This window comes from Mangrovactinospora gilvigrisea (assembly GCF_001879105.1).
Classification (GTDB): Bacteria; Actinomycetota; Actinomycetes; order Streptomycetales; family Streptomycetaceae; genus Mangrovactinospora; species Mangrovactinospora gilvigrisea.
In genome coordinates, this window is sequence record NZ_MLCF01000021.1 from 23192 (window position 1) to 49458 (window position 26267).

Annotated in this window: 21 protein-coding genes; 9 read left to right on the plus strand and 12 right to left on the minus strand. The window is 73.3% G+C overall.

Going from position 1 to position 26267, the window contains the following annotated elements:
• Positions 1-252: 252 nt before the first annotated feature.
• From serS to BIV57_RS05690, 3 genes are read left to right on the plus strand one after another with little or no spacing between them, the layout of a single operon-like run.
• Entirely contained in the window at positions 253-1557 is a 1305-nt protein-coding gene (serS, locus tag BIV57_RS05680; RefSeq protein WP_071655544.1) for a serine--tRNA ligase, read from the plus strand.
• 51 nt (positions 1558-1608) lie between these two features.
• Positions 1609-2427, plus strand: coding sequence for an HAD family hydrolase (locus BIV57_RS05685; RefSeq protein ID WP_071655545.1), 819 nt, complete (start codon positions 1609-1611; stop codon positions 2425-2427).
• A gap of 48 nt (positions 2428-2475) precedes the next feature.
• The gene (locus tag BIV57_RS05690) at positions 2476-2655 is read left to right on the plus strand and encodes a hypothetical protein (protein ID WP_071655546.1); all 180 of its coding nucleotides are present in this window, start codon (positions 2476-2478) and stop codon (positions 2653-2655) included.
• A 33-nt stretch (positions 2656-2688) separates the two neighbouring features.
• On the opposite strand, the gene BIV57_RS05695 is transcribed toward BIV57_RS05690, so the two are convergent.
• Together BIV57_RS05695 and BIV57_RS05700 are read right to left on the minus strand one after the other, a co-directional pair.
• Positions 2689-3138: a hypothetical protein gene (locus tag BIV57_RS05695; RefSeq protein ID WP_071655547.1), complete on the minus strand. Its 450-nt coding sequence runs from the start codon at positions 3136-3138 to the stop codon at positions 2689-2691.
• An 83-nt stretch (positions 3139-3221) separates the two neighbouring features.
• On the minus strand, positions 3222-3536 hold the full coding sequence (locus tag BIV57_RS05700; RefSeq protein ID WP_071655548.1) for a hypothetical protein: 315 nt from the start codon (positions 3534-3536) through the stop codon (positions 3222-3224).
• A gap of 131 nt (positions 3537-3667) precedes the next feature.
• On the opposite strand from BIV57_RS05700, the gene BIV57_RS05705 reads away from it, so the two are divergent.
• The 3 genes from BIV57_RS05705 (at position 3668) to BIV57_RS05715 (ending at position 7006) form a co-directional block, all read left to right on the plus strand.
• Entirely contained in the window at positions 3668-4366 is a 699-nt protein-coding gene (locus tag BIV57_RS05705) for a FadR/GntR family transcriptional regulator (RefSeq protein WP_071655549.1), read from the plus strand.
• Positions 4367-4441: 75 nt separating this feature from the next.
• Positions 4442-5737, plus strand: coding sequence for an MFS transporter (locus BIV57_RS05710; protein WP_071655550.1), 1296 nt, complete (start codon positions 4442-4444; stop codon positions 5735-5737).
• A gap of 147 nt (positions 5738-5884) precedes the next feature.
• Positions 5885-7006 (plus strand): alpha/beta hydrolase, encoded by a 1122-nt coding sequence (locus BIV57_RS05715; RefSeq protein WP_071655551.1) that lies wholly within the window; start codon positions 5885-5887, stop codon positions 7004-7006.
• Between the two features lie 11 nt (positions 7007-7017).
• Here the strand turns inward: BIV57_RS05715 and BIV57_RS05720 are convergent, their stop codons facing one another.
• Positions 7018-8319: an MFS transporter gene (locus BIV57_RS05720; protein ID WP_071655552.1), complete on the minus strand. Its 1302-nt coding sequence runs from the start codon at positions 8317-8319 to the stop codon at positions 7018-7020.
• A gap of 110 nt (positions 8320-8429) precedes the next feature.
• On the opposite strand from BIV57_RS05720, the gene BIV57_RS05725 reads away from it, so the two are divergent.
• Positions 8430-8909, plus strand: coding sequence for an RrF2 family transcriptional regulator (locus BIV57_RS05725; protein WP_071655553.1), 480 nt, complete (start codon positions 8430-8432; stop codon positions 8907-8909).
• 22 nt (positions 8910-8931) lie between these two features.
• Here BIV57_RS05725 and BIV57_RS05730 read toward each other — a convergent pair whose 3' ends face one another.
• Complete coding sequence (locus BIV57_RS05730; protein WP_071655554.1) at positions 8932-9819, minus strand: LLM class flavin-dependent oxidoreductase; 888 nt, start codon at positions 9817-9819, stop codon at positions 8932-8934.
• A gap of 54 nt (positions 9820-9873) precedes the next feature.
• Between BIV57_RS05730 and BIV57_RS05735 the strand changes: the two genes are divergently transcribed.
• Positions 9874-10770, plus strand: coding sequence for an HAD-IIB family hydrolase (locus BIV57_RS05735; protein WP_071655555.1), 897 nt, complete (start codon positions 9874-9876; stop codon positions 10768-10770).
• Positions 10771-10844: 74 nt separating this feature from the next.
• Here BIV57_RS05735 and BIV57_RS05740 read toward each other — a convergent pair whose 3' ends face one another.
• The 8 genes from BIV57_RS05740 to hisC form a co-directional block, all read right to left on the minus strand.
• On the minus strand, positions 10845-12578 hold the full coding sequence (locus BIV57_RS05740; protein WP_071655556.1) for a sensor histidine kinase: 1734 nt from the start codon (positions 12576-12578) through the stop codon (positions 10845-10847).
• A gap of 9 nt (positions 12579-12587) precedes the next feature.
• The gene (gene cydD / locus BIV57_RS05745) at positions 12588-16199 is read right to left on the minus strand and encodes a thiol reductant ABC exporter subunit CydD (RefSeq protein ID WP_071655557.1); all 3612 of its coding nucleotides are present in this window, start codon (positions 16197-16199) and stop codon (positions 12588-12590) included.
• A 94-nt stretch (positions 16200-16293) separates the two neighbouring features.
• Entirely contained in the window at positions 16294-17295 is a 1002-nt protein-coding gene (cydB, locus tag BIV57_RS05750; protein ID WP_071655558.1) for a cytochrome d ubiquinol oxidase subunit II, read from the minus strand.
• Between the two features lie 17 nt (positions 17296-17312).
• Positions 17313-18833 carry a cytochrome ubiquinol oxidase subunit I gene (locus BIV57_RS05755; protein WP_071655559.1) on the minus strand — a complete coding sequence of 507 codons (1521 nt, stop codon included), beginning with the start codon at positions 18831-18833 and terminating at the stop codon, positions 17313-17315.
• A 164-nt stretch (positions 18834-18997) separates the two neighbouring features.
• Positions 18998-19993: a cytochrome d ubiquinol oxidase subunit II gene (gene cydB / locus BIV57_RS05760; protein ID WP_071655560.1), complete on the minus strand. Its 996-nt coding sequence runs from the start codon at positions 19991-19993 to the stop codon at positions 18998-19000.
• Between the two features lie 30 nt (positions 19994-20023).
• On the minus strand, positions 20024-21601 hold the full coding sequence (locus BIV57_RS05765; RefSeq protein WP_071655575.1) for a cytochrome ubiquinol oxidase subunit I: 1578 nt from the start codon (positions 21599-21601) through the stop codon (positions 20024-20026).
• 238 nt (positions 21602-21839) lie between these two features.
• Positions 21840-23249, minus strand: coding sequence for a MinD/ParA family ATP-binding protein (locus BIV57_RS05770; protein ID WP_071655561.1), 1410 nt, complete (start codon positions 23247-23249; stop codon positions 21840-21842).
• A gap of 431 nt (positions 23250-23680) precedes the next feature.
• The gene (gene hisC / locus BIV57_RS05775) at positions 23681-24796 is read right to left on the minus strand and encodes a histidinol-phosphate transaminase (protein ID WP_071655562.1); all 1116 of its coding nucleotides are present in this window, start codon (positions 24794-24796) and stop codon (positions 23681-23683) included.
• A gap of 344 nt (positions 24797-25140) precedes the next feature.
• Between hisC and BIV57_RS05780 the strand changes: the two genes are divergently transcribed.
• The gene (locus BIV57_RS05780) at positions 25141-26235 is read left to right on the plus strand and encodes a LacI family DNA-binding transcriptional regulator (protein WP_071655563.1); all 1095 of its coding nucleotides are present in this window, start codon (positions 25141-25143) and stop codon (positions 26233-26235) included.
• Positions 26236-26267 lie beyond the last annotated feature (32 nt).

Below are 26267 nucleotides of genomic sequence, written 5' to 3' on the forward strand. Positions count from 1 at the left end.
TGTCCACAGGGCTTGTCCACAGGATTCGGGAAGTTATCCACAGGGTGTGCGCGGGTCTTCGCGCCCCATGCCAAAGTCGACACATCGCTTAGAAGCCTTTGCTCACGCGGTGTTGACACTCCGGTCACGCACCGCACCGAAGGCCCGTCGCGCTCCGCGGGCGCCGAAAGTTATCCACAGGCCCGACGTGGGACGTCCACCGTCTTCCACACCGTGCACAGTGGGCGCCCCGGTTGCCGATACCCTGGGCTCATGATTGACCTGCGACAGCTCCGTGAGGACCCGGATCGGGTACGCGTCTCCCAGCGTGCCCGCGGCGAGGACGTCGGCCTGGTGGACGCCCTGCTCTCCGCCGACGAGCGGCGCAGGTCCGCCGGCTCCCGCTTCGACGAGCTGCGGAACGAGCAGAAGCAGCTGGGCAAGAGGATCCCCAAGGCCCAGGGCGAGGAGAAGCAGGCGCTGCTGAAGCAGGCCGGGGAGCTCTCCGCGGCGGTCAAGGCGGCCGACGCGGAGCAGCACGAGGCCGCCGAGGAGGCGCAGCGCCTCGCGCTCGCCATCGGCAACATCGTGGAGCCGGACGTCCCGGTCGGCGGCGAGGAGGACTTCGCCGTCCTGGAGACCATCGGCACCCCCCGCGACTTCGCCGCCGAGGGCTTCGAGCCGCGCGACCACCTGGAGCTGGGCCAGCTGCTCGGCGCCATCGACACCGAGCGCGGCGCCAAGGTCTCCGGCGCCCGCTTCGCCTACCTCACCGGCCCCGGCGCGATGCTGGAGTTCGCCCTGGTCCAGGCGGCGATGAACCAGGCGCAGCAGGCCGGCTTCGTCCCGGTGCTGCCGCCCGCGCTGGTGAAGCCGCAGGCGATGGCCGGCACCGGCTTCCTCGGCCAGGCCGCCGACGACGTGTACTACCTGGACAAGGACGAGCTCTACCTGGTCGGCACCTCCGAGGTGCCGCTCGCCGCCTACCACATGGACGAGATCCTGGAGGGCGCCTCGCTGCCGCGGCGCTACGCGGGCTTCTCGCCGTGCTTCCGCCGCGAGGCCGGCTCCTACGGCAAGGACACCCGCGGCATCTTCCGCGTCCACCAGTTCGACAAGGTGGAGATGTTCACCTTCATCGCGCCGGAGCAGGCCCAGGCCGAGCACCGGCGGCTGCTGGAGTGGGAGAAGCAGTGGCTGACGTCGCTGGAGCTGCCGTTCCGCGTCATCGACGTGGCCACCGGCGACCTCGGCTCCTCGGCCGCCCGCAAGTACGACTGCGAGGCGTGGCTGCCCACCCAGGGCAAGTACCGCGAGCTCACCTCCACCTCCAACTGCACCGAGTTCCAGTCGCGGCGGCTGTCGATCCGGATGCGCGAGACCGACGAGCGCACCGGCAAGTCGGCGACGCGCCCGCTGGCCACCCTCAACGGCACGCTGTGCGCGGTCTCCCGCACCATCGTGGCGCTGCTGGAGAACCACCAGCAGGCCGACGGCTCGGTCCGGGTCCCCGATGTGCTGCGCCCGTACCTGGGCGGGCGCGAGGTGCTGGAGCCGACGGCCGCGCCGAAGGGCTGACGCGTCCGTTTGCCGCGATCATGACCATCGCGCGGATGTGACACTGGTCGGGTGACTTCACCCGCATTCCCGTACCAGCTGGTCGCCACAGACCTCGACGGCACGCTCCTGCGCTCGGACAAGACCATCTCCGAGCGCAACCGCGCGGCGCTGGCCTCCGCACAGCGGGCCGGCGCCGCGCACATCGTGGTGACCGGCCGCGCCGTGCCCTGGGCCCGGCACATCCTGGACTCCCTCGACTACACCGGCCTGGCGGTCTGCGGGCAGGGCGCCCAGCTCTACGACGCGGGGGCGCACCGGCTGCTCACCTCGGTGACGATGGACCGCCGCACGGCGCGCGCCGCGATCGAGAAGCTGGAGGGCGAACTCGGCCCGCTGCTGGTCGCGGTGAGCCGCGACGGGCTGGACGGCGAGGTCGTCACCTCGCCCGGCTACCGGCTGGAGTCGCCGCTGCCGATCGACGTCACCGACGACCCGGAGCGGCTCTGGGCCGAGCCGATCACCCGCGCCTACATCCAGCACGACCGCCTCGACGACAGCGAGCTCTACTCGGCTGCGGTGGAGCTGGTGGGCGGCATCGGGGGCACGGTGGACGTCACCCATGCCGGGGACGACACCGTGGAGCTGCTGCCGCCGGGCCTCAGCAAGGCGACCGGCCTGAACCTCGCGGCGCGCCGGCTGAAGGTCACCGCCCCCGGGACCATTGCCTTCGGCGACATGCTCAACGATCTGCCGATGTTCGCCTGGGCGGGCCACAGCGTCGCGATGGGCAATGCGCACCCCGAGGTGAAGGAGGCGGCCGACGAGGTGACGGCCGGCAACGACGAGGACGGCGTGGCCCTCGTGCTGGAGCGGCTCACCGAAAAATAGTCATATAGGTGTCTTGCGCCCGGAGTTGGACGGATCGACCCTGGATCCATGGCCAGACTTCGCCTCCCCCGCAAGCTCAGGTTCGGCGGCGGCCGGTGGTCGCGGCCGCCGTGGCTCCCCGGAGGCGGCTCCGGGCGGGACGACGGCGGCGCGGGCGTCCGCGAACCGCGGCGTCCCAAGGGGACGCCCCCGTCCGACGCGGTCTCGCTCGCCGAGCCGCACCCGTAGCCGTAGCCGCACGGGCGACCCGGCCGGCAGCGGTCAGCGGCGCGGCTGCCGGATCAGCCGGACGGCGAACGCGGCCAGCGCGCCCGCGATCGCCGCGCCGGTGAGCACGAAGAGGCGGTGCGGCTCGGAGCCGTCCCAGCCCAGGTTGCCGTCGCTGTGCAGCAGGAAGCCGTCGAAGAACGCCCAGTAGACGAGGCCGATCGGCAGCGCGCCCGCCGGCCGCCGGGCGAAGAGCCCGGAGACCGCCGCGGCGAGGGTGAGCACCAGCAGGTCGGCGTCGGTGTCGTGGCGCGCGCCCGCCGCCCCGAGGGCGAGCGAGACGGCGACGGCGAGCCCGTAGGCGGCGCAGAAGGCCAGCGGGGCGGGCAGTCCTCCGCTGCCCGGCCGCCGCGGCCGGCGAGGGCGCGCGCCCGTGGTCGAACCGTCCCCCGACAGTCCGACCCGACCGTCCCTCGCGGGTGGTGGAACGCGTTCGCTCGCCATGCGGCGAGTGAAGCCCGCGGACGTCCCGAAGTCACCCGGTCCCGGGGCGTCTTGACACCTTCCTGACGGCGCCGCGGCCCTTCTTAGCGCTGCGCTGACTTGCGGCGGCTGAGCACCCCGCCGCCGTGCGTCCCGAGGTCGAGCAGCAGCCCGATGCCGATCATCACCCACCCCGTTCCGGTGAGCGCCCCGTGGACGCCGGAGCCGGCCCCGGCCGTGAACGCGAACTCGTGGGCGAAGACGTAGGCGACCGCGGTGAACGGCAGGAAGATCAGCCCGAGCAGCGGCCACAGCCAGTTGCTGAAGGCCTTGCTCACCAGGCTGGTGGACAGCCACACGGCGACCAGCACCAGGCGGGGGAAGAAGGCGGCGATCGCTCCGACGAGGCAACATCCCATGACGGGCAAATCTATCTTTCAATCATCATTTACGCTGTTATTGGACAGGTGTGTGATCACCGCGTGTCGGTTGTAGGATGACCGGGCCACCGGACACCGGACCGCGCCGACGCACCCGAGGAGGAGCCGCCATGCCGCTGCACGCCGCCGGCCGCCACTCCCTCGTCGACCACGCCATCGAGCAGCTCCGCGCCGAGCTGGCCGCCGGCACCTGGCCCGTCGGCTCCCGCATCCCCACCGAGCACGAGCTCGCCGAGCACCTCCAGGTGGGCCGGAACACCGTCCGCGAGGCCGTCCGGGTGCTCGCCCACACCGGCCTGCTGCGGTCGCGCCAGGGCGAGGGCACCTTCGTCGTCTCCACCGTCGACCCCGAGTCCGCGCTGGCCGCGATGCGCCGCGCCGGCATCCGGGACGTCCTCGAGGTGCGGGTGGCGCTGGAGACGGACGCCGCCCGGCTGGCCGCCGTCCGCCGCACCCCGGACGACCTCGCCGCGATGCGCGCCGCCCTCGCCGACGAACAGGACGTGCTCGACGAGTTCGGCCCCGGCGGCAGCGGCACCATCGACCCCGATCTGGCCTTCCACACCGCCCTGGTGGACGCCGCCCACAACCCGGCGCTCAGCGGCGTCTACGGCTTCTTCCGCGGCACCGTCCGCGAGGCGATGCTCGCCGCCTTCGGCGACGAGGGGATGCCGACCACCTCGGTCGCCACCCACCTGGCCCTCGTCGAGGCGGTCGCCTCCGGCGATCCGGACGAGGCCGAGGCGGCCTGCCGCCGCCTGCTGGACGAGCCCGTGCAGGCCGTCCACACCCTGCTGGACCAGGAGTAGCTCCCGGGGCACGCGCCCCGAAGCCCCGGTCCTCCTCGCCCCCCGCACCGCGAACCACAGAACCACGGAACAGCCATGTCGCTCACCACCGGCGCGCGCACCGGCGCGCCCCACCGCCCCTTCGCACCCCGCTCGCAGCGGCTCTCCGCCGTGCTCGCGATGCTCGGGTTTGTCCTCGTCGCGGCCAACATGCGGGCCGCGGTCTCCGCGGTCTCGCCGCTCGTCGAGGAGATCGAGCACCGCTACCACCTGGGCTCCGGCGGTGGCGGGCTGCTCACCACGCTTCCGGTGCTGATGATGTCGGTCGGCGCCCCGGTGGCCGCCTGGCTGGCGCGCCGTCAGGGCACCGAGCGGGCCGTGCTGCTGGGCCTGGGCCTGCTGGTGGCGGGCATCCTGCTGCGGGTGCTGCCCTCCCAGGCGGCGCTCTTCGGCGGCTCGGTGCTCACCGGGCTCGCCATCACCGTCCTCAATGTGCTGATGCCGGGCATCGTCAAGCGCGACTTCCCGGAGAAGGCCGCGCTGATGACCGGCGTCTACACCACCGTGATGATCGGCGGGGCGACGGCCGCGGCGGCGCTCTCCGTCCCGCTGGAGCGCAGCCTCGGCGGCTGGGCCGGCTCGCTGGGCGTCTGGGCGCTGCTGGCCGCCGCGGCGTTCGTCGTCTGGCTGCCGCAGCTGGTGCGCAACGAGCGTCCGGCCGCGCGCGCGGCGGCGGCGTCCTCGGGGCAGGAGCCCTCCGGATGGCTCCGGCGCTCGCCGCTGGCCTGGCAGATCGCCGTCTTCATGGGCATCTGCTCGCTGCTCAGCTACACCGCCATCGCCTGGCTGCCGACCATCTTCACCGACCACGGGATGTCGCACGCCGACGCCGGCGCGGTCTTCGCCTTCTCCACCTTCGTGCAGCTCTTCAGCGCCTTCCTGGTGCCGCTCGCCGCGGGACGGGGGATGAGACTTCGAAACAAGGGCGGTGGCGGGCGACAGGGGGGCCAACGGGCTCTGGTGGTGGTCATGGTGGGCTGCAACGCCGCGGGGTTCGCCGGGCTGCTCGCCGCGCCGATCGGCGGCGCCTATCTGTGGGCCGTGCTGCTGGGCCTCGCCCAGGGCGGCTCGTTCGGGCTGGCGCTCACCATCCTGGTGCTGCGCGCCGGGGACGCGGCCGTGGCGGCGCGGCTCTCCGGGATGGCCCAGCTGATCGGCTATCTGATCGCCGCGATCGGCCCGGTGGGCGCCGGGCTGCTGCGCCAGGCCACCGGGAGCTGGACGCTTCCGCTGGTGCTGCTGCTGGTCGCGTGCGGGGTGGGGCTGGCCGCCGGGCTCGGGGCCGGACGCAACGTCAGCCTGCGGATACCCGCCACCCGATCGGGTCGTTGATCGCGCAATCGCGAACCACACGGATTTCAGGCGGTTATGTAACAAACCCAACCCGGCCTGTACGGCGGCAGTCTTCCCCACGGATGAACGCAGGGGGACGTGCCGCCGACGCCGGCGGCCCTCCTCAGTGACCGGAAGGCAACACACGTGGGACTGACCGCGAAGAAGTTCGTGCTGCTGCTGATCCTGATCGCGATCGGGCTGATCGTGCTGACGGTCTGGCTGTGGCCGAGGCTGGCGCGGCGCGGTCCCGCGATGGTCGCGGGCCGGGTCGGGATGCTGGTGGCGTGCCAGCTGGCGATCGTCTCGGCCTTCGCCGCGGCCGTCAACGCCGACTTCATGTTCTACACCAGCTGGTCGGACCTGCTGGGGACGCAGCACGACACGGCGAAGATCAGTCAGGTGACGGCCGGCGCCAAGGCGCGGCATCTGGTGGTGACCGGCCATCAGGCCGTCCGCTACCAGGGCAAGAACGCCCCCGCCCAGACGGGCCGGATCGACAACGTGACGATCCGCGGCGCGGTCAGCGGGCTCTCCGAGACGGGCTATGTCTACCTGCCCCCGCAGTACTTCGCGCACGGCGCCGAGAAGAAACGGTTCCCGGTGGTGGTGCAGCTGACCGGCTACCCGGGCGAGGCGGTCGCGCTCATCAAGAAGATGAAGCTGCCCGAGTACCAGCTGCGGGGGCTCGCGGCGCACACCGCCAAGCCGATGATCTACGTGATGATCCGCTCCGCGACGGACAGCCGGGACACCGAGTGCACCGACGTCCCGGGCGGCCCGCACGCGCTGCAGTTCCTCTCCCAGGACGTGCCGCGCGCGGTGCGCGAGGGCTACCGCACCGCACCGGACGCGGCCGGCTGGGCGATGGCCGGCGACTCCACCGGCGGCTACTGCGCCCTGAAGATCGCCATGACCAGCCCGGACCGCTTCGGCTCGGCGGTGGCGCTCTCCGCGTACTTCCACGCGCTGCAGGACCCGACGACGGGCAGCCTCTACGACGGCAGCAGGAAGTACCGCGCCGAGAACGACCTGGTGTGGCGCCTCAAGCACCTGCCGTCGCCGCCCGTCCAGGCGCTGCTGACGACCAGCCGGACCGAGGCCGACTACAAGCAGACGCTGGCCTTCGCCAGGCTCGCCCGGCAGCCGATGGGCGTCACCACCCTCGTCCGCGACCAGGGCGGCCACAACTTCAACACCTGGACGCAGGAGATCCCGCACACCATGCACTGGCTGGCGGGCCGCCTCAAGGTGACGGCCCAGCCGTAGCCGGGGCGTCGTCACAGCAGCAGGAGCACCACGGCGGCGAGCCCCGCGTGGACCGCCGTCACCACCGCGTGCGCCCCCGCGAAGTACACCGCGCCGAGCGCCGCGACCCCGGCGGCGTTCGCGAACTGCTGGGACGTCGTCATCAGCCCGGACGCCGCCCCCGCCTGCTCCGCCCGCACCTCGCGCAGCGCCGCGCCCATCAGCGGCGGCAGCACCAGCCCGTTGCAGAGGCCGATCAGCGACAGCGGCAGCACCAGCCACAGCGCGCTGTCCACCGCCGACGCCAGCACCCCGAGCACCAGCACCCCGGCGAGCAGCCCGCCGCAGGCGACCCGCGTCACCCCCGGCCCGTACCGCGCCACGATCCGCGAACCGGCAAGGGAGGACGCCGAGAAGAGCACCGCCTGCGGGAGGAAGATCAGCGCCGCCTGGAAGGGGCTCCGCCCGAACCCCTGCTGCAGCAGCAGCGTCAGGGTGAACATGAAGCTGCCGAAGTAGAGCTGGAACGCCACCCCCGCCGCCAGCATCCGCGCATAGCGGCGGTTGCCGAAGAGGGCCAGGTCGAGCAGGGGGCTGCCGCCGCGCGCCCGCAGCCGCCGCTGCCAGGCCAGCGCCGCCGCGCCCAGCGGGACGGCCGCGGCGAGGACGAGCCACGTCCACAGCGGCCACCCCGCGTCCGGCCCCAGCGAGATCGGCGCCAGCACGGCCGCCAGCGCCGCCGTCACCCCCACCGCGCCCACCGGGTCCAGGCGCGCCGCGCGCGGCTCGCCGCGCGGCAGCTCGCGCCGCGCGAAGACGATGACCACCGCCCCGACCGGGACGTTCACCAGGAAGACGGTCCGCCAGCCGAGCCCCAGCACATTCGCCTGGAGCAGCAGCGCGCCGAGGATCTGCCCGGCGAGCGCGCCGACGCCCGAGGAGAAGCCGTACCAGCCGATCGCCCGGCCGCGCTCCTCCGGAGGGAAGCCGACGGTGATCAGCGAGAGCACCTGCGGCACCATCGCCGCCGCGGAGAGGCCCTGCAGCAGCCGGGCGGCGACCAGTTGGGCGGGATCGACGGCGAGCCCGCAGAGCAGCGAGGCCACCGAGAAGGCGGCCATCCCGGCGATGAAGACCCGGCGGTAGCCGAACCGGTCGCCCAGTCGGCCACCGGTGATCAGCCCGGCCGCGAAGGCGAAGGCGTAGCCCCCGACGACCAGTTCCAGCGCGCCCGGGCCGGCGCCGAGGTCGCCGCGGAGCGAGGGCACCGCGATGTTGACGACGAACAGGTCGAACTGGGCCATGAACATGGCCGAGACGGCCACCAGCAGCATCCGCACGCGTCTCCCCCTTCGGAACCACGATCAGGCTCTATCGTGGATACTAGATATCCATCATAGATACGGCAACTCCACGATGTGGTCGAACCGATAGGGTGGACGCCATGAAGCTGTCCCAGGGCGTGGAGTGGTCCGTGCACTGCGCGGTGCTGCTCGCGCAGGGCCCCCCGGGCACGGTCGCCTCGCGCCGCACCCTCGCCGGTTTCTACGGGCTCCCCGAGGCCTACCTCGCCAAGCACCTGAAGTCGCTGGTGCGTTCCGGCGTGCTGCACGCCACCAGCGGTCCGCGCGGCGGCTTCCGGCTGGCCCGGCCCGCCGCCGAGATCACCGTCCTGGACGTGGTGGAGGCCGTGGAGGGCGAGGCCTCCGCCTTCGTCTGCACCGAGATCCGGCAGCGCGGCGTCTGCGCGATACCGGCCGAGCAGTGCGTGCGGCGGTGCACGGTCGACCGCATCATGCAGGACGCGGACGACGCCTGGCGGGAGAGCCTCCGCGGCCGCACCATCGGGGAGATCGCCCGCGGCCTCTCCCCGGAGGTCCGCGAGCGCTCCCGCGGCTATCTGGCCGAGAACCGGCCGGCCTGAGCGGCGGCGCGGCTGCGGGCCGTCAGGCCTGCCGCCCCGACGTCCACTCCGTGACGGCCCGCTCGAAGACCCCCTGGTCGCCGTCGAAGCGGGTGCCGGGCACCGGCCAGTGCAGCACCAGCTCGTCGATGCCGATCTCCCGGTAGGCGGCGGCATGCTCGGCGAAGGCGGCCGGCGACGCCAGGAACGGGTCGTCGGTGAAGCCGGCGAGCAGCACCGTGCGCAGCGTCGCGGGGTCGCGCCCCTCCTTGCCGCACGCCTCGGCGAGCCGCTCCAGCTGCCCGGCCACCGCCTTCGGACCGCGCTCGCCGGTGCGCGGATCGCCGCCGGTGGTCACCCAGCCCTGCCCGAGCCGGGCCGCCACCCGCATGCCGCGCGGGCCGTTGCCGGCCACCGTCAGCGGCAGCCGCGGCCGCTGCACGCAGCCGGGGATCATGCGGGCCTCGTGCGCCGAGTAGTGGGCGCCCCCGTGGGTGGTGGCGGGGTGCGTCAGCAGCTCGTCCAGCAGGGCGGTGAACTCCGCGAAGCGGTCCGCGCGTTCGCGCGGCGACCAGGGCTGCTGCCCCAGCGCGGTGGCGTCCGCCCCGTCCGCGGTGCCCGCGCCGATGCCGATGGTGACGCGGCCCCCGGAGACGTCGTCCAGCGACATCAGCTCCTTGGCGAGCGTCACCGGGTGGCGGAAGTTGGGCGAGGTGACCATGGTGCCCAGCCGCAGCCGGCCGGTCGCCTCGGCGGCGGCCGCCAGCGTCGGCACCGCCCCGAACCACGGGCCCTCCCGGAACTCCCCGCGCCACGAGAGGTGGTCGTAGGTGTAGCCGGCGTGCAGCCCGAGCGCCTCGGCGCGCTGCCACACCGCGCGCCCCTCGGTGCGCCAGCGGTAGATGGGGAGGATCACGGTGCTCAGGTCCATGGCGACCAGGCTACGGGCCGGGCCCAGGGGGCGCGGTTCGGGTGTTTCCGCAGTATGGGCGACCATGGAGCGGTGACTACGCCACCGCTGCCCCCCGTACGGCTGATCGCCACCGACCTCGACGGAACCCTGCTGAACGCGCAGCGGACCGTCTCCCCCCGGTCCCGGGCCGCGCTGGCCGCCGCCGAGCGGGCCGGGCTGCGGGTGGTCTTCGTCACGGGTCGGCCGCCGCGGTTCATGGAGGTGGTCGGGGGCTGCCTGGGCACCCACACAGTGGCGATCTGCTCCAACGGCGCGCTCGTCTTCGACCTGGCGGACGGCAGGGTGCTGAGCGCCACGCCGCTGGAGCAGGAGGCCGCGTCCGAGGTGGTCAAGGCGCTGCGCACGGCGGTCCCCGGGGTGCGCTTCGGCATCGAGTTCACCCACGGCTTCCTGCACGACCCGGAGTACGACCTGTGGGCCGAGGACAACGGCACGGTCCCGGGCGTGCTGGGCGCGGGCCCGGCGGAGGAGCTGGTCCGGGAGACGTCGCCGGGCCGGATCGTGAAGATCGTCGCCCAGCAGCGGCCAATGGACGACGGCAGCGGCCGCGAGCCGATGGAGCCCGACGCGTTCCTGCGGCTGGGCCGCGAGGTGATCGGCGACTGGGCGGACGTCACGCGGTCCAGCCCGCTGCTGGAGATCTCCGCGGTCGGTGTCAGCAAGGCCGCGACGCTGGCCGGGTACGCGGCCGAGGCGGGGATAGCGCCGGAGGAGGTCGCCGCCTTCGGCGACATGCCGAACGACCTGGAGATGCTGGCCTGGGCGGGGCGGTCGTACGCGATGGGCAACGCGCATCCCGCGGTGCTGGCGGCGACGACGCGCCGGTGCCCGCCGAACACCGAGGACGGCGTGGCGCAGGTCGTCGAGGAGCTGCTCGCCTCGCAGGGACGCGAGCGCCGCGGGGCGTAGGGCCGGGTTTCGGCTGCCCGGTCCGCTCGACCCACCCGCGCGGTTCCCCGCGCCCCTGACGGGGCGATGCGCCGTCAGTCCCTCAGCGGCGCCCGCCAGGTCACGCGGGTGCCGCGACCGTCGAGGCCGACGCCCCACTCCGCGCCGCCGCCCAGCGACCCGGCGCGCCTGCGGAGGTTCTCCAGCCCGCTGCGGCGCGTCGCCGCCGCCATGCCGACGCCGTCGTCCGCCACCGAGAGCACCGCCTGCGCGGGGCGGCCGTCCTCGACGGCCACCCGCACCTCCACCCTCGACGCCGCCGCGTGCCGCGACGCGTTGGAGAGCATCTCCCGCAGCGCCGCCAGCAGATTGCGCGCCACCGGGTCGGCGATCCGCGCGTCCACCGGTCCGACGAAGGACACCGACGGCTGGAACCCCAGCCCCTGCGCGATCACCGCCACCTCGCGCAGCACCCGAGCCCGCAGCCCCGCCGGCGCGTTCTCCGGCCCCTGCTGGAGCGCGAAGATCGTGGTGCGCACCTCCTGGATGGTGGCGTCCAGCTCGTCCACCGCCTGGTCGATCTTCTCCCGGACGACGGGCACCTGCACCGACCTCTCCGCGGTCTGCAGCATCATCCCGGTGGCGAAGAGCCGCTGGATGACCAGGTCGTGCAGATCGCGGGCGATCCGGTCGCGGTCCATCAGCACATCCAGCCGGCGCCGGGTGTTCTGCGCCTCGGCGAACACCAGCGCCAGCGCCGCCTGCGAGGCGAAGCTCTCCGCGAGATCGCGCTCGGCGTCGGTGAAGACCGGCCGGCCGGGCAGCCGCACCATGGTCAGCATCCCCAGGACGCGGTCCTCCGCGCTCAGCGGCAGCGCCAGCAGCGGGCCGAAGGCGCGCGCCTCGGGAACCGAGACGTCGGCCGCCGTCATCAGGTCGTCGATGAGGACGCTGTCACCCTGGGCGAGGCGCCGCACCACGGTCCCGTCCGCGGGCAGTTCGAGGCCGAGCAGGTCGCGGGCCTCGCGTCCGGCGCCGGCCTCCACCCCCATGCCGCCGCCCTCCAGCGGCAGCAGCACGAACGCGTCGTCGGAGTCGGCGAGCCGGCGGGCCTGCTCGGCGACGACGTTGAGCGGGTCCTCGCCGACGGCCTCCGGGTCGGCCTCGCCGGAGAGCAGGGCGGTGGTGACGGCGGCGGCGCCGGCGATCCAGCGCTCGCGCTGCCGGCTGGCCTCGTAGAGGCGGGCGTTGTCGATGGCCACCCCGGCGGCCGCGGCGAGGGCCTGGAGGAGCTGCAGGTCCTCGGCGGTGAAGTGGCCGCCGTCCAGCTTCTCCGTCAGATAGAGGTTGCCGAAGACGGTGTCGCGGACCCGGATGGGCAGCCCGATGAAGCTGTGCATCGGGGGGTGGTTGGCCGGGAAGCCGACCGAGCGGGGGTCGGTGGAGAGGTCGTCGAGGATCAGCGGGCGCGGATCGTCGATGAGGGCGCCGAGGATGCCGCGGCCGACCGGCGGGTCGCCGATCTCGGCGCGGGTGCCGTCGTCGATGCCGACGGTGATGAAGTCGCTGACGGTCTTGTCCGGGCCGAGCACGCCGAGCGCGCCGTAGCGGGCGCCGACCAGGTCGATGGCGGTCCGCACGATGCGCAGCAGGGTGGCGTGCTGGTCCAGGCCCGAGCCGACCGCGACGATCGCCTCCAGCAGCTCCCGCATCCGGTCGGCGGTGGCCGCGGCGAGCGAGAGGCGCTCGTTGACCTCGCTGACGAGGTCGTCCAGCCCGAACGTGGAGAGCGTAGGAATTCGGGTGGCTTTCGCCCGGTTCGGTGCCATACAGGCAGATTACGGGGAGTCCGCCAGCAGCGCCGCGCCTGCCAGGCGGTCCGCGTCGGTCTCGCGCTCCCACAGAGAGCGCAGCGGGCCCTCCGCCGCGATCAGCTCCGACCAGGGGCCGCGCTGCACGACCGCGCCGCGGTCCAGCACCAGCACCTCGTCGACGTCCGCGTCGGCGAGCGCCGCGAGCCGATGGGTGATCACCACGGTGGCGCGGCCCGCGCCGCCGGTCGCGGCGAGCAGGTCGCGCATCACCGCGTCGGCGGTGGCCAGGTCGAGGTGCTCGGCGGGCTCGTCCAGCAGCAGCACCGGGAAGTCCGCGAGCAGCGCCCGGGCCAGCGCGATGCGCTGCCGCTGGCCGCCCGAGACCAGCGCGCCGTGCTCGCCGACCAGGGTGTCCAGGCCGTCCGGGAGGCCGTCGACCCACTCCAGCAGCCGGGCCTTCGCGAGCGCCGCGCGCAGCTCGTCGTCGCCGCAGCCGGGGCGGGCGAGCCGCAGGTTCTCGCGGATGGAGCTGGCGAACAGGTGGGCGTCCTGGGCGCAGAGCCCGACCAGGCGGCGCACCTCGTCGGACGGGACGGCGGCGGCGTCGACGCCGGCCAGGGTGATCCGCCCCTCCGCGGGGGCGACGAACCGCAGCAGGGCGTGGGCGAGGGTGGTCTTGCCGGAGCCGGACGGGCCCACCACGGCGATCCGCCGGCCGGGCGTCAGCTCCAGGTCGAGGCCGCGCAGGGCGGTGGCGCCCGCGGCGGCCGAGGCGTAACGCACCGTCAGGCCCTCGGCGCGCAGCGGGAACGGCGAGGCGGGCGCGGGCCGCGCCGCGTCGGCGGCCGGCTCGGCGGGGACGTCCGCGGCGCCGGCGCCGTCCGTGGAGAGCTCCTCGACGCGCTGCGCGGCGCGGCGGCTGCGCTGCCGGTGCTGGGCGGCCAGCGGCAGCCCGGAGACCACCTCGAAGGCGGCGAGCGGGGTGAGCATGACGACGGCGAGCAGCAGGCCGCCCATCGCGCCGGAGTGCACCGCGGCGACGCCGAGCGCACCGGTGGCGGCGCAGGTGAGCACCGTCAGCAGGGTGATCAGCCCGGAGCCGAGGCCGGCCGTGGACGAGGAGGCGGCGGCGAGCCGGGTCAGCTCGGCGTCGGCCTCGTCGGCGCGGGCCAGGCGGCGCGGCAGGGCGCCGCTGACGGTCAGTTCGTCGACGGCCGAGAGCACGTCGACGACCTCGGTGGAGAGCCGCCCCTTGGCCGGGGCGACGCCGCGCTCGGCACGGCCCGCGGCGCGGGCGGCGAGCGCGGGGACGGCGACGCCGGCGAGGGCGAGGCCGAGGAGCAGGACGACGCCGGCGGCGGGCAGCATCACGCCGACGGCGGCGGCGGTGGCGACGGCCACCACGGCGGCGACGGCGGCCGGCAGCAGCCAGCGCAGGAAGTGGTCCTGGAGGGCGTCGACGTCGGCGACGAGGCGGGAGAGCAGGTCGCCGCGGCGGAACGCGGGGAGGCCGGCCGGGGCGAGGCGCTCCAGCCTGCGGTACACCGAGACGCGGAGGTCGGCGAGGATGCGGAAGACGGCGTCGTGGGAGGCGAGGCGTTCCGCGTAGCGGAAGCAGCCGCGGCCGAGGCCGAAGGCGCGGACGGCGGTGACGGCGACCATCAGGTAGAGCACGGGGGGATGCTGGCTGGCGCGGCTGATGAGCCATCCGCTGGTCGCCAGCAGGCCGATGGAGCAGATCGCGGTGAGCGCGCCGAGCACGGCGGCGAGGCTCAAACGTCCCCGTACGGGTCGCGCAGCGTTCTTCAGTAGCGCGCCGTCGTGCTCACCGTCTGCCGGCCCAAGCCCCGGCACCCCGCCCGGGGCGGTCGCGGGGCGAGCGCCGTCGGCAGCCGTCTGCGCTCCGGAGCCGGCGGCTGCCGACTGCACAGGCACCGGGCCCGCCCCGGCCGGGGCGCCGGCGCCCTGGGGGATTGCCCCGCGCGGAGCGCCTGGGGCAATCGGGAGGGGGGGCACCGCGCCGGCCGTGAGCCGCAGCACCCGGTCGGCCACCGCCAGCATCGCGGACCTGTGCACGACAAAGAGAACCGTCCGCCCCGCCGACAACCGCCCCACCGCCGCGACGACCGCCGCCTCGCTCTCCGCGTCCAACCCCGCGGTCGGCTCGTCCAGGAGCACCAGCGGACGGTCCGCCAGGAACGCCCGCGCCAGCGCGACCCGCTGCCGCTGCCCCGCGGAGAGCCCGGCGCCGCCCTCGCCGAGCAGCGCGTCCGCGAACCCGGACGCCTCCGCGTCCGCCAGCGCGGCGGCCACCTCCGCGTCCGTCGCCTCCGGCCGCGCCAGGCGGACGTTCTCCGACACCGTCCCCGCGAAGAGCCGGGCCCGCTGCGGCACCCAGGCGATCCGGGCGTGCCACTGCGCCGGGTCCAGCTCCTCCAGCGGCACCCCGCCGACCGTGATCCGTCCCTCGTCCGGGCGGACGAACCCCAGCAGCGCGTTGAGCAGCGTCGTCTTGCCCGCCCCGCTCGGCCCGACCACGGCCACCCGCTCGCCCGGACGGAGCGTCAGCTCCGCCCCGTCCAGCGCCGGCTCGGCGCGCCCGGCGCGGCGGACGGTGACGCCCTCCACCCGGATCTCCGCCGTCCGCAGGTCCGGCACCGGGCGCCGCCCGCGCGCCGGCGCCTCCGTCTCCAGCACCGCGAAGACCTCGGCGGCCGCCGAGACGCCCTCCGCGCTGGCGTGGAACCGCTCGCCGACCAGCCGCAGCGGCAGATACGCCTCCGGCGCCAGGACCAGCACCAGCAGCCCGGTGTGCAGCGAGAGCCCGCCGTGCACCAGGCGCAGGCCGATGGTGACGGCGACCAGCGCCACCGAGAGCGTGGCGAGCAGCTCCAGCGCGAACGAGGAGAGGAACGCCACCCGCAGCGTCTTCATGGTGGCGCGGCGGTAGTCCCCGGTGATCTTCTTGATCGACTCGGTCTGCGCCTTGGCCCGGCCGAAGACCTTGAGCGTCGGCAGCCCCGCGACGACGTCCAGGAAGTGCCCCGACAGCCGCGCCAGGGTGCGCCACTGGCGGTCCATCCGCTTCTGGGTGGCGAGCCCGATGAGGATCATGAAGATCGGGATCAGCGGGATGGTGCAGACGATGATGACCGCGGAGACCCAGTCGGAGACGACGATCCGCGCCAGCACCGCCACCGGCACCACCACGGCGAGCCCGAGCTGCGGCAGATAGCGGGAGAAGTAGTCGTCCAGCGCGTCGACGCCCCGGGTGGCGAGCGTGGTCAGCTCGCCGCTCCGCCTGCCGTTGAGCCAGGACGGGCCGAGGGCGGTGGCGTGCGCCAGCAGCTTGCGCCGCAGATCGGACTTGACCGCCGCCGAGGTGCGGTGGGCGAGCACCTCGGTGAGCCAGGAGGCGGCGGCGCGCCCCACGGCCACCGCGGCGAGCAGACCCAGCTCGGTGCCGAGGGAGGCCGGGGAGCGGCCCTGCTCGAAGGCGCCCACCACGATGTCGGCGATGAGCACGGCCTGGGCGATGACCAGGCCCGCCCCGCAGAGGCCGAGCAGCACGGACGCGGCGAGGAAGCCGCGGGCCGCGCTGGCGTGGCGGAGCAGTCGGGGGTCTACGGGCTTCACGATCCCTCATTGTCCCCTTTATGTGCTGCTCACCGTGCACCGCCCCTGCCGCTTTGCCCGCCTTTGACGGCCGGGCCGGGGCGGGCGGGCGCCCTCAGGCGGACGCCGGGATGTCCCGGGTGCTGATGCGGCGCCGGAAGACCCAGTACGACCAGGCCTGGTAGGCGAGGACGATCGGCACCATCACGCAGGCCGCCCACGTCATGATCACCAACGTGTAGTGCGTCGACGAGGCGTTCGAGACGGTCAGGCTCCACGCCGGATTGAGCGTGGACGGCATGACGTCCGGGTGCAGCGAGACGAAGAGCATCGCCACCGCCGCCGCGATGGCCGTCCCGGAGAGCGTGAACGCCCAGCCCTCGCGTCCGGCGTGGACGCAGCCGAGCGCCGCGATCAGCGCCAGCGCGGCGACGATCAGCAGCGCGAAGCCGGCCGCCGTCCCGTGGTCGAACTGCGTCCAGATCAGGAACGCCAGCGCGGCCATCGCGCCCAGCGAGCCGGAGATCAGGCTCACCCTGCGGGAGCGCACCCGGATCGCGCCGTCCGTCTTCAGCCCGGCGAAGACCGCGCCGTGCATCGTGAAGAGCAGCAGCGTCACCACCCCGCCGAGGATCGAGTAGATGTTCAGCAGGTCGAGGAAGTTGCCGACGTACTCGTGCTGCCGGTCGAGCTTCACCCCGCGGACGATGTTGCCGAACGCCACTCCCCACAGCACGGCGGGCAGCAGCGAGCACCAGAAGATGGCCTCCTCCCAGCCGCGCTGCCAGGACTCGCCGGACCGCTTCGCCCGGTACTCGAAGGCGACGCCGCGGATGATCAGGCACACCAGGATGATCAGCAGCGGCAGGTAGAAGCCGGAGAAGAGCGTGGCGTACCACTCCGGGAAGGCCGCGAACGTCGCGCCGCCGGCGGTGAGCAGCCACACCTCGTTGCCGTCCCAGACCGGGCCGATCGTGTTGATCAGCACCCGCTTCTCGGCGCGGTCGCGGGCCAGCAGCTTGGTGAGGATGCCGATCCCGAAGTCGAAGCCCTCCAGGAAGAAGTAGCCGACCCACAGGACGGCGATGATGACGAACCACCAGTCGTACAGGTGCATGGCCGTTGACGTCCCTCTCAGTACGCGGTGGCGAGCGGCTTGTCGGCGTCGTCGGGGTCGCCGCCGACCTTGGTGGGCGGGTTGAGGTCCTCGTCCGTCGGCTCGGGCGGCCCGGCCTTGACGTACTTGATCAGCAGCCCGACCTCGACCACCGCCAGCACGGCGTAGAGCACGGTGAAGACCGTCATGGAGGTGAGCACCTCGCCGCCCGAGACGGTGGGGGAGACGGCCGCGGAGGTGCGCATCAGCCCGTAGACCACCCAGGGCTGACGGCCCATCTCGGTGAAGATCCAGCCCCAGGAGTTGGCGATCAGCGGGAAGACCATGACGATCATCGCGATCAGCCAGAACCAGTGGGTGAGCCCGGCGCCCAGCGCACGGCCGCGGGTGACGGCAAGGCGCGGGACGCTGTCCGGATCGCCGCGCTGGGCGCGCAGCCGCTCGCTCAGCCAGAACCGGTTGCGGGTGAGCCAGAGCCCGACGACGCCGACCAGCAGGGCGGCCATCCCGAAACCGATCATCCAGCGGAAGCCCCAGTAGGCGACGGGGATGTTGGGGCGGTAGTCGCCGGGCCCGTAGCGCTGCTGCTCGGCGTGGTTCGTCTGGTTGATGCCGGGGACGCAGGAGCTGAAGTCGCTCTTGGCCAGGAACGACAGCAGCGCGGGGATCTGCAGCTCGACGGTGTTCCGCCCCTCGGCGACATTGCCGTAGGCGAAGATCGAGAAGGGTGCCGGGCACTGGGTGTCCCAGAGCGCCTCGGCGGCCGCCATCTTCATCGGCTGCTGCTCGAACATCACCTTGCCGAGGAAGTCGCCGCTGACCGCGGTGAGCAGCCCGGCGCAGATCCCGACCACCGCGCTGAGGCGCAGGCACTTCCGGGCCACCCGGACCGCCCGTCCGCGGGCCAGCTGGTAGGCCGAGATGCCCATCATGAACGCGGCGCCGGTGAGGTAGGCCGCGGTGAGGGTGTGGAAGACGACGGTGAGGGTGGTGTCCTGGAAGAGCACCCGGGGGTAGTCGGTGAGCTCGGCGCGGCCGGCGGTGCGGTTGATCCGGTAGCCGACGGGGTGCTGCATGAAGGAGTTGGCGGCGAGGATGAAGTACGCCGACAGCATGGTGCCGACGGCGACGATCCAGATGCAGGCGAGGTGGAGCTTCGGGGGCAGCCGGTCCCAGCCGAAGATCCACAGCCCGATGAACGTCGACTCGAAGAAGAAGGCGAGCAGCGCCTCCATGGCCAGCGGGGCGCCGAACACGTCGCCGACGAAGCGGCTGTAGGCGGACCAGTTCATCCCGAACTGGAACTCCTGCACGATGCCGGTGACGACACCCATCGCGAGGTTGATCAGGAAGAGCTTGCCCCAGAACTTGGTGGCCCGGAGATAGGTGACGTCCTTGGTGCGGACCCACGCCGTCTGCAGGCCGGCCACCAGTCCGGAGAGGCCGATCGTCAGGGGGACGAAGAGGAAGTGGTAGACGGTCGTGATGCCGAACTGCCACCGGGCCAGGTCCAGGTTGTTCAGCGCCAGCTGGGTCACTTCGCCCCCTTATGGGTGATTAGGTGACTATTCGTCACCAGACGACCACAAGGAAACGCCCATCCCCGACACCGACACGCCGACGCCCCGGCCCTCGCGCGGTCCGCGCGGGGTGCCGGGGCGGCGGGGCGGGGTGCCGGGGCCGCGGGGCGGCGGCAACACCGCTAAGCCGGGATGTGCCTGACACCGATCCGGCGCCGGAACACCCAGTACGTCCACCCCTGATAGGCCACGACGAGCGGCACCATCACCACCCCCACCCACGTCATCACCTTCAGCGTGTACGCGCTCGACGCCGCGTTCCCCACCGTCAGGCTCCACGACGCGTTCAGCGTCGACGGCATCACGTCCGGGAAGAGGGCCAGGAACAGCGTCGCCACCGACGCCACGATCACCACGCCCGAGAAGACGAACGCCCACCCCTCGCGCCCCGCCCGCACGCAGCCCAGCGCGGCGACCAGCGCGACCGCCGCCACCGCCGCCGTGATCAGCGTCCCGGCGTCCCCGCGCTGCGCCTGCGTCCAACCCAGGAACCCCAGCGCCGCCGGCACCGCCACCACGCCCGCGGCGTACGCCGCCCGCCGGGCCCGCAGCCGCACCTCGCCGACCGTCTTCAGGCCCACGAACACGGCCCCGTGCAGCACAAACAGACTCAGCGTCACCACCCCGCCGAGCAGCGCGTACGGGTTGAGCAGGCCGAGCAGTCCGCCCGCGTACTCCCGGTGGGCGTCGATCGGCACCCCGCGGACGATGTTGGCGAAGGCCACCCCCCACAGGAACGCCGGCAGCAGCGAGCACCAGAAGACGGCGTGCTCCCAGCGCGTCTGCCAGCGGGCGTCGTCCCGCTTGCCGCGGTACTCGAAGGCGACCCCGCGGACGATCAGGCAGACCAGGATGACCAGCAGCGGCAGGTAGAACCCGGAGAAGAGGGTGGCGTACCAGTCGGGGAATGCGGCGAACATGGCGCCGCCCGCGGAGAGCAGCCACACCTCGTTGCCGTCCCAGACCGGGCCGATGGTGTTGATCAGGACCCGGCGCTCGCGGCGGTCGCGGGCCAGGGTCTTGGTGAGGACGCCGACGCCGAAGTCGAAGCCCTCCAGGAAGAAGTAGCCCGTCCACAGCACGGCTATGACGACGAACCACCAGTCGTGGAGCTGCATGGTGTCCGTTCCTCCCCTCAGGTAGGCGATTCAGTAGGCGATGGCCAGCGGCCGGTCGGCGTCCTCGTCGTCCCGGTCCTCGTCCCGGTCGGCGTCCCCGCCGCCCGCGCGGGGCCCGGGCAGCGACGGCGGGCCGCCGATCCGCGTCGGCGGGTGCAGGTCGCGTTCGCTGAGCTCGGGCGGACCGGCCTTGGCGTACTTGATCAGCAGCCGCACCTCGATGACCGCGAGGATCCCGTAGAGGGCGGTGAGGACGACCAGCGAGGTGAGCACCTCGCCGAAGGAGACGCCCGGGGAGACCGCGTCCTCGGTGCGGAAGAGCCCGTAGACCACCCAGGGCTGACGGCCCGTCTCGGTGAAGATCCAGCCGAACGAGTTGGCGAAGAGCGGGAGGAGCATGGTCAGCAGCGAGATCCGCCAGAACCAGGGGCTCAGCCGCTCGCCGAGGGCGCGGTCCTTGGTGAGCGCGAGCAGCGGCACCGCGTCCGGGTCGCCCCGCTGGGCGCGCAGCCGCTCGCTGAGCCAGAACCGCTTGCGGGTGAGCCAGAGCCCGACCGCGCCGATCGCCAGCGAGACCATGCCGAAGCCGATCATCAGCCGGAAGCCCCAGAAGGCGACGGGGATGTTCGGCTTGTAGTCGCCGGGCCCGAACTTCTGCTGCTCGGCGTGGTTGGTCTCGTTGATGCCGGGGACGCAGGAGCTGAAGTCGCTGTCGGAGAGGAAGGAGAGCACCCCGGGCACCGACAGCTCGACGCTGTTGTGGCCCTTGGCGACGTTGCCGTAGGCGAAGACCGAGAAGGGCGCCGGGCACTGGGTCTCCCACAGCGCCTCGGCGGAGGCCATCTTCATCGGCTGCTGGCGGAACATCACCTTGCCGAGCGAGTCGCCGCTCACCGCGGTGCCGATGCCGAAGATCACCGCGACCACCAGGGACAGCCGCAGGCTGGTGCGCATCACCGCGACATGGCGCTTGCGGGCCAGGTGGTAGGCGGAGATGCCCATCATGAAGGCGGCGCCGGTGAGGAAGCAGGCGGTGAGGGTGTGGAAGGCCACCGTCACCGCGGTCTCCTGGAACAGCACCTCGGTGATGGAGGTGAGCCGGGCCCGCCCGGTGGCGTGGTCGATGGCGTAGCCGACCGGGTGCTGCATGAAGGAGTTGGCGGCGAGGATGAAGTACGCCGAGAGCATGGTGCCGATGAACACCAGCCAGATGCAGGCGAGGTGGAGGCGCTTGGGCAGCTTGTCCCAGCCGAAGATCCACAGCCCGACGAAGGTCGACTCGAAGAAGAAGGCGAGCAGCGCCTCCATCGCCAGCGGGGCGCCGAACACATCGCCGACGAAGCGGCTGTAGGCGGACCAGTTCATCCCGAACTGGAACTCCTGCACGATGCCGGTGACCACGCCCATCGCGATGTTGATCAGGAAGAGCTTGCCCCAGAACTTCGTCGCCTTGAGGTAGACCGGCTTGTTCGTCCGCACCCAGGCGGTCTGCAGGACCGCGACGAGGCCGGCGAGGCCGATCGTCAGGGGGACGAAGAAGTAGTGGTAGACGGTGGTGATGCCGAACTGCCAGCGGGCGAGGTCCAGTTGCCCGGACGACGCCGCCAGCCGTATGTGGTCGGCCGCTGCTGCTGCTAGCTGCACGTCATCGACTCCCTTGCACGTCGCCGTCCGGCGCTTGTGAATGCATTCACGTTCACAAGCTCCATTATGGGCCTGCCTCGGCAGCGACGATCACCGCCCCCCGCTTTCGGGCAAAGGGCGGATGAGGGCTAGGGTCGACGGGTGCCCCGTGCGGGGCCGTGCCGGGCCGAACGGGGCACCCGCGACGTGCCGTTGCGGGTGCCTACAGCCCGTCGGCGACCGCCGCCGCGGCGAACATCCACGACTCGCGGGTCTCCGGGGCGAGGTCCGCGTAGCCGGTGCGGCCGCCGGCGACCAGCGCGTCGTCGTAGGGCACCCGCACCACCGAGCGGGTGTGCCGGCGGAAGTGGCCCGTCAGCCGGTCGATGAGGCCGCGGTCCTGGTGCGGGCCGGAGTCGGAGAGCACGGTGACGGCGCGCGCCACCTTGTCGCCCTGGCCGTTGACGCGCAGCGCGTCGATCATCCACGCGGCGGAGGCGGCGGTGTCCTCGCGCAGCGTCGAGACCACCACCAGCGCGTCCGCGGCGTCCACCGCGGCGAGCCAGTTGTCGGCCCGCATGTTGTTGCCGGTGTCGACGACGATCACCCGGTAGAAGCGGCGCAGCAGGGTGTGCAGCTGGTCGAAGGAGCGGCCGTTCATCAGCACCTCGGAGTCGACGGACTCGTCCGAGGCGAGGACGTCGAACTGCGAGGAGCCCTGGCCGCGGACGAAGGCGTCCAGGTCGCCGACGCCGGCCTGCGGGGCCGCGGAGATGCGCTCGGCCTCGCCGAGCAGGTCGACGGCGGTGCGGCCGTGGGTGGCGGGGGCGGCGCGCCAACCCAGCGTGCCGCGCGACTCGTTGTTGTCCCAGGCGAGGGTGTAGCCGCCGCGGCAGGTGCCGAAGGTGGCCGCGAGCAGCAGGGCGGCGGTCGTCTTGTGGGCGCCGCCCTTGGGGTTGACCACCACGACGGTCTTGGGGCCGTCGAAGTCCTTCATCACCGTGCGGCGCGCGGCCCGGGCGGAGCGCTCGGCGCGGCCGGGCTGCAGGGCGATCAGCCCGCCGCTGGCGCTGCTGACGCCGCGCCGCCAGCCGGTCTGGGCGGGGATCCGGCCGGCCGGGTCGGCGGCGCCGCCCAGCAGGTCGTGGACGGTGGGCAGGCCGGCAGCGTCAAGGGCGCTGCTGGGCAGCGGGGAGGCGGTGGGGGCGACGGGCATGTCGAGGGTCTCCATGCGGCTGTGGGTGGGGGCGGTGTCGAGCCCGGGGCTGCGGTCCTCCTCGGGCGCGGCGTGCCGGGGCGACGGGGGGACGGGCGCGCCGGCGCCGGCGGTCGGGGTGTCCATCGGGAGGCGGGGGTCGCCCGGCCAGATGCGCTCGCTGCGGCCGTCGGCGTGGACGCGGAGCCGGAGGGGGTAGTGGCCGGGGCGGAGGTCGCTGACCGCGGCGATCACCGAGTGGCCCAGCTGGGCGGCGAGTTCGGCGGCGGTGGCGACGACCGCGTCGACGGCGGCGGTGGGGGACGAGGGCAGCCCGCCGTCCACCGGCACGGGCAGGTCGTCGACGCTGACCTGGCCGTCGGCGTCGATGTGGGCGTGCAGGTCGACGTGGTCGCTCATGAGACTGCTGTCGCTCATGGGGGGGCGGGCTCCTTGCGTGGTCCTCCGGGGGAAGGCGGGACGCACGGCCCAACGACGCGCCTCCGCCCAAGGGGACGGCGCACCTCCGCGGTTCACCCTTGCGGTAAGCGGCCCCACTCCGCAGTTGCCGCCCCTCCGCCCCGGCACCGCGCCCGCCCCGGGGGTGCACGGTCCGCTGCCACCGAACGGCCACCGGGCGCCGCCCCCTCACCGACGGGCGGGTGGGGTGCCGGGGCTCAGGGCGGCAGACACAGCACCGCACCGGCACCGCGCCCGCGCCGGGCCACGGCAACGGGGCAGGCAGACCATCCAGCGCCCCCTCGCCGACAGGCGAGTGCGGGCGGGGAGCCGGGCTCAGGGCAGCAGACACGGCACCCGCACCGGCACCGCGACCGGGCCCGGGTGGGGTGCCGGGGCGGAGGGGCGGCCTACAGGTCCTTGAGGAAGCGCTGCGCCGCCGCCAGGAAGATGTCGTTCGCCTCGGGCTCCGCGATCGTCACCCGCACCCCGTCGCCCTGGAACGCGCGGACGACGACGCCCGCCTCCTCCGCCGCGCCCGCGAACTCCGCCGCCCGCTCCCCCAGCGCCAGCCACACGAAGTTGGCCTGCGTCGCCGGCGCCAGCTCCGCCCCCCAGCCCTGCGCCCGCAGCGCGTCCACCACCCGCGTCCGCTCCACCACCAGCGCGTCCACGCGCTCCAGCAGCGCGTCCTCCGCGGCGAGCGACTCCACCGCCGCGTCCTGCGCGATCTGGCTCACCCCGAACGGCACCGCCGTCTTCCGCAGCGCCTCCGCCACCGGCGTGTGCGCCACCGCGAAGCCGACCCGCAGCCCGGCGAGGCCGTATGCCTTGGAGAACGTCCGCAGCACCACCACGTTGGGGCGGTCCCGGTACAGCTCCACGCCGTCCGGCACCTCCGCGTCGCGGATGAACTCCCGGTAGGCCTCGTCCAGCACCACGACCACGTCGCGCGGCACCGCGTCGAGGAACCGCTCCAGCTCGGCGCGGCGCACCACCGTGCCGGTCGGGTTGTTGGGGTTGCAGACGAAGATCAGCCGGGTGCGGTCGGTCACCGCGTCCCGCATCGCGTCCAGGTCGTGGACGTGGTCCGCGGTCAGCGGCACCTGCACCGAGCGCGCCCCGGAGATCTGGGTGACGATCGGGTAGGCCTCGAAGGACCGCCAGGCGTACATCACTTCGTCGCCGGGCCCGGCCGTCGCCTGCAGCAGCTGCTGGGCGACGCCCACCGAGCCCGTCCCGGTGGCGATGTGCTCGGGCGGGACGCCGAACCGGTCGGCGAGCGCCGCCGTCAGCCCGGCGCAGGACATGTCGGGGTAGCGGTTCATCGCGCCGGCGGTGGCGGCGGCCCGCTCCAGCACGCCGGGCAGCGGCGGGTAGGGGTTCTCGTTGGAGGAGAGCTTGAACGAGGGCGCGCCCGCCCCGCCGGCCCCGCCCGCCGCGGCCGGGCGACCCGGCTTGTAGCTGGGAATGCCCTTCAGCGCCTCGCGCAGCCTCGGCTGCCCTGCCTCCGCACCGCTCGTCATCGTCCGCTTCCTTTCGGCAGAATCGCGCGCCCCTGACCCGATCACCCTACGATTCGCCGCGCCGCGTGACCACGGCCGCCTGGCGCGCCCCCCGGCGCGCCAGGGCGCGCCACCCCGGCGCGAGGGGCGCGCATGTCACCCGTGAAGGTGAGATGTCATGGGTTGGCATACCCGCTGGACGTGCCGCCGTCCGTTGCCAGAACCCGCAATCGAAAGGGTTACGCACCGTCAGATCCCATGAACCGAAGGCAAACTGACTGCTTCGATCAAGGAGAAACGTATTTGCATCGAATTGCGAGGGACGGTCTCCACCGGGCTGAAAAGCGCCCTAGTATCGCCTGGCCATGACTGCTGCTGCGAACCATAATCTCACCCGGCGGCTGGGACGGGCCGGTATCCGGGACGTCGCCGCCGCAGCCGGAGTGTCCATCACCACCGTTTCCGATGCGCTCAACGGCAAAGGACGGCTGCCGGACGCCACCCGCCTGCACGTCAGGGAGGTCGCCGAACGCCTCGGCTACCGCCCTTCCGCCGCCGCCCGCACCCTGCGCACGGGCAGGTCCGGGCTGATCGGCCTCACCGTCACCACCTACGGGGACGAACCGTTCACCTTCACGGAGTTCGCCTACTTCGCGGAAATAGTGCGCGCGGCCACCTCCGCGGCGCTCGACCGCGGCTATGCGCTGGTGATCCTGCCCGGCTCCTCGCAGCACTGCGTCCAGGACGTCTGGTCCAACGTCGCCCTGGACGGCACGGTGGTCATCGATCCCGCCGAGCACGATCCGGTGGTCACCGAGCTGCACCGGCAGGGCGTTCCGGTGGTCAGCGACGGCAATCCGGGGTCCACCCCGGTGCGCGCCTGGGTCGACAACGACCACGAGGCCGCCGTCCTGAAGATCATGGAACATCTGACGGAGGCCGGCGCCCGCCGCATCGGCCTCCTCACCGGGACGAGCACCGACACCTACACCCGGCTCTCCACCAACGCCTACCTGGCCTGGTGCGAGTCGGTCGGCCAGGATCCGGTGTACGAGACGTACCGCGCCCACGACGCCTGCGCCTCCGCGGGCGCCGCCGACCGGCTGCTCTCCCGCCCCGACCGGCCCGACGCGGTCTACGGCCTCTTCGACCCCAACGGCACCGACCTGCTCTCCGCCGCCCGCCGCTACGGTCTCCGCGTCCCGGACGACCTGCTGCTGGTCTGCTGCAGCGAGTCGGACGCCTACACCGCCACCGACCCGCCCGTGACCACCCTCTCCCTGAGGCCCCGCCAGATCGGCACCACCGCCGTCCAACTCCTCATCGACGCGATCGAGGGCGAGGACACCGGGGCGCCCCTCCAGCAGATCGTCCCGACCGAACTGATCGTGCGGGCGTCCTCGCAGCGCCGACCGGCGCGCAGCACGGTGAGTCCGCCGCGCGCGCCCGGACGGGGATGAACCCGCGCCACGGGGCCCGAAGGGGGCCGGAG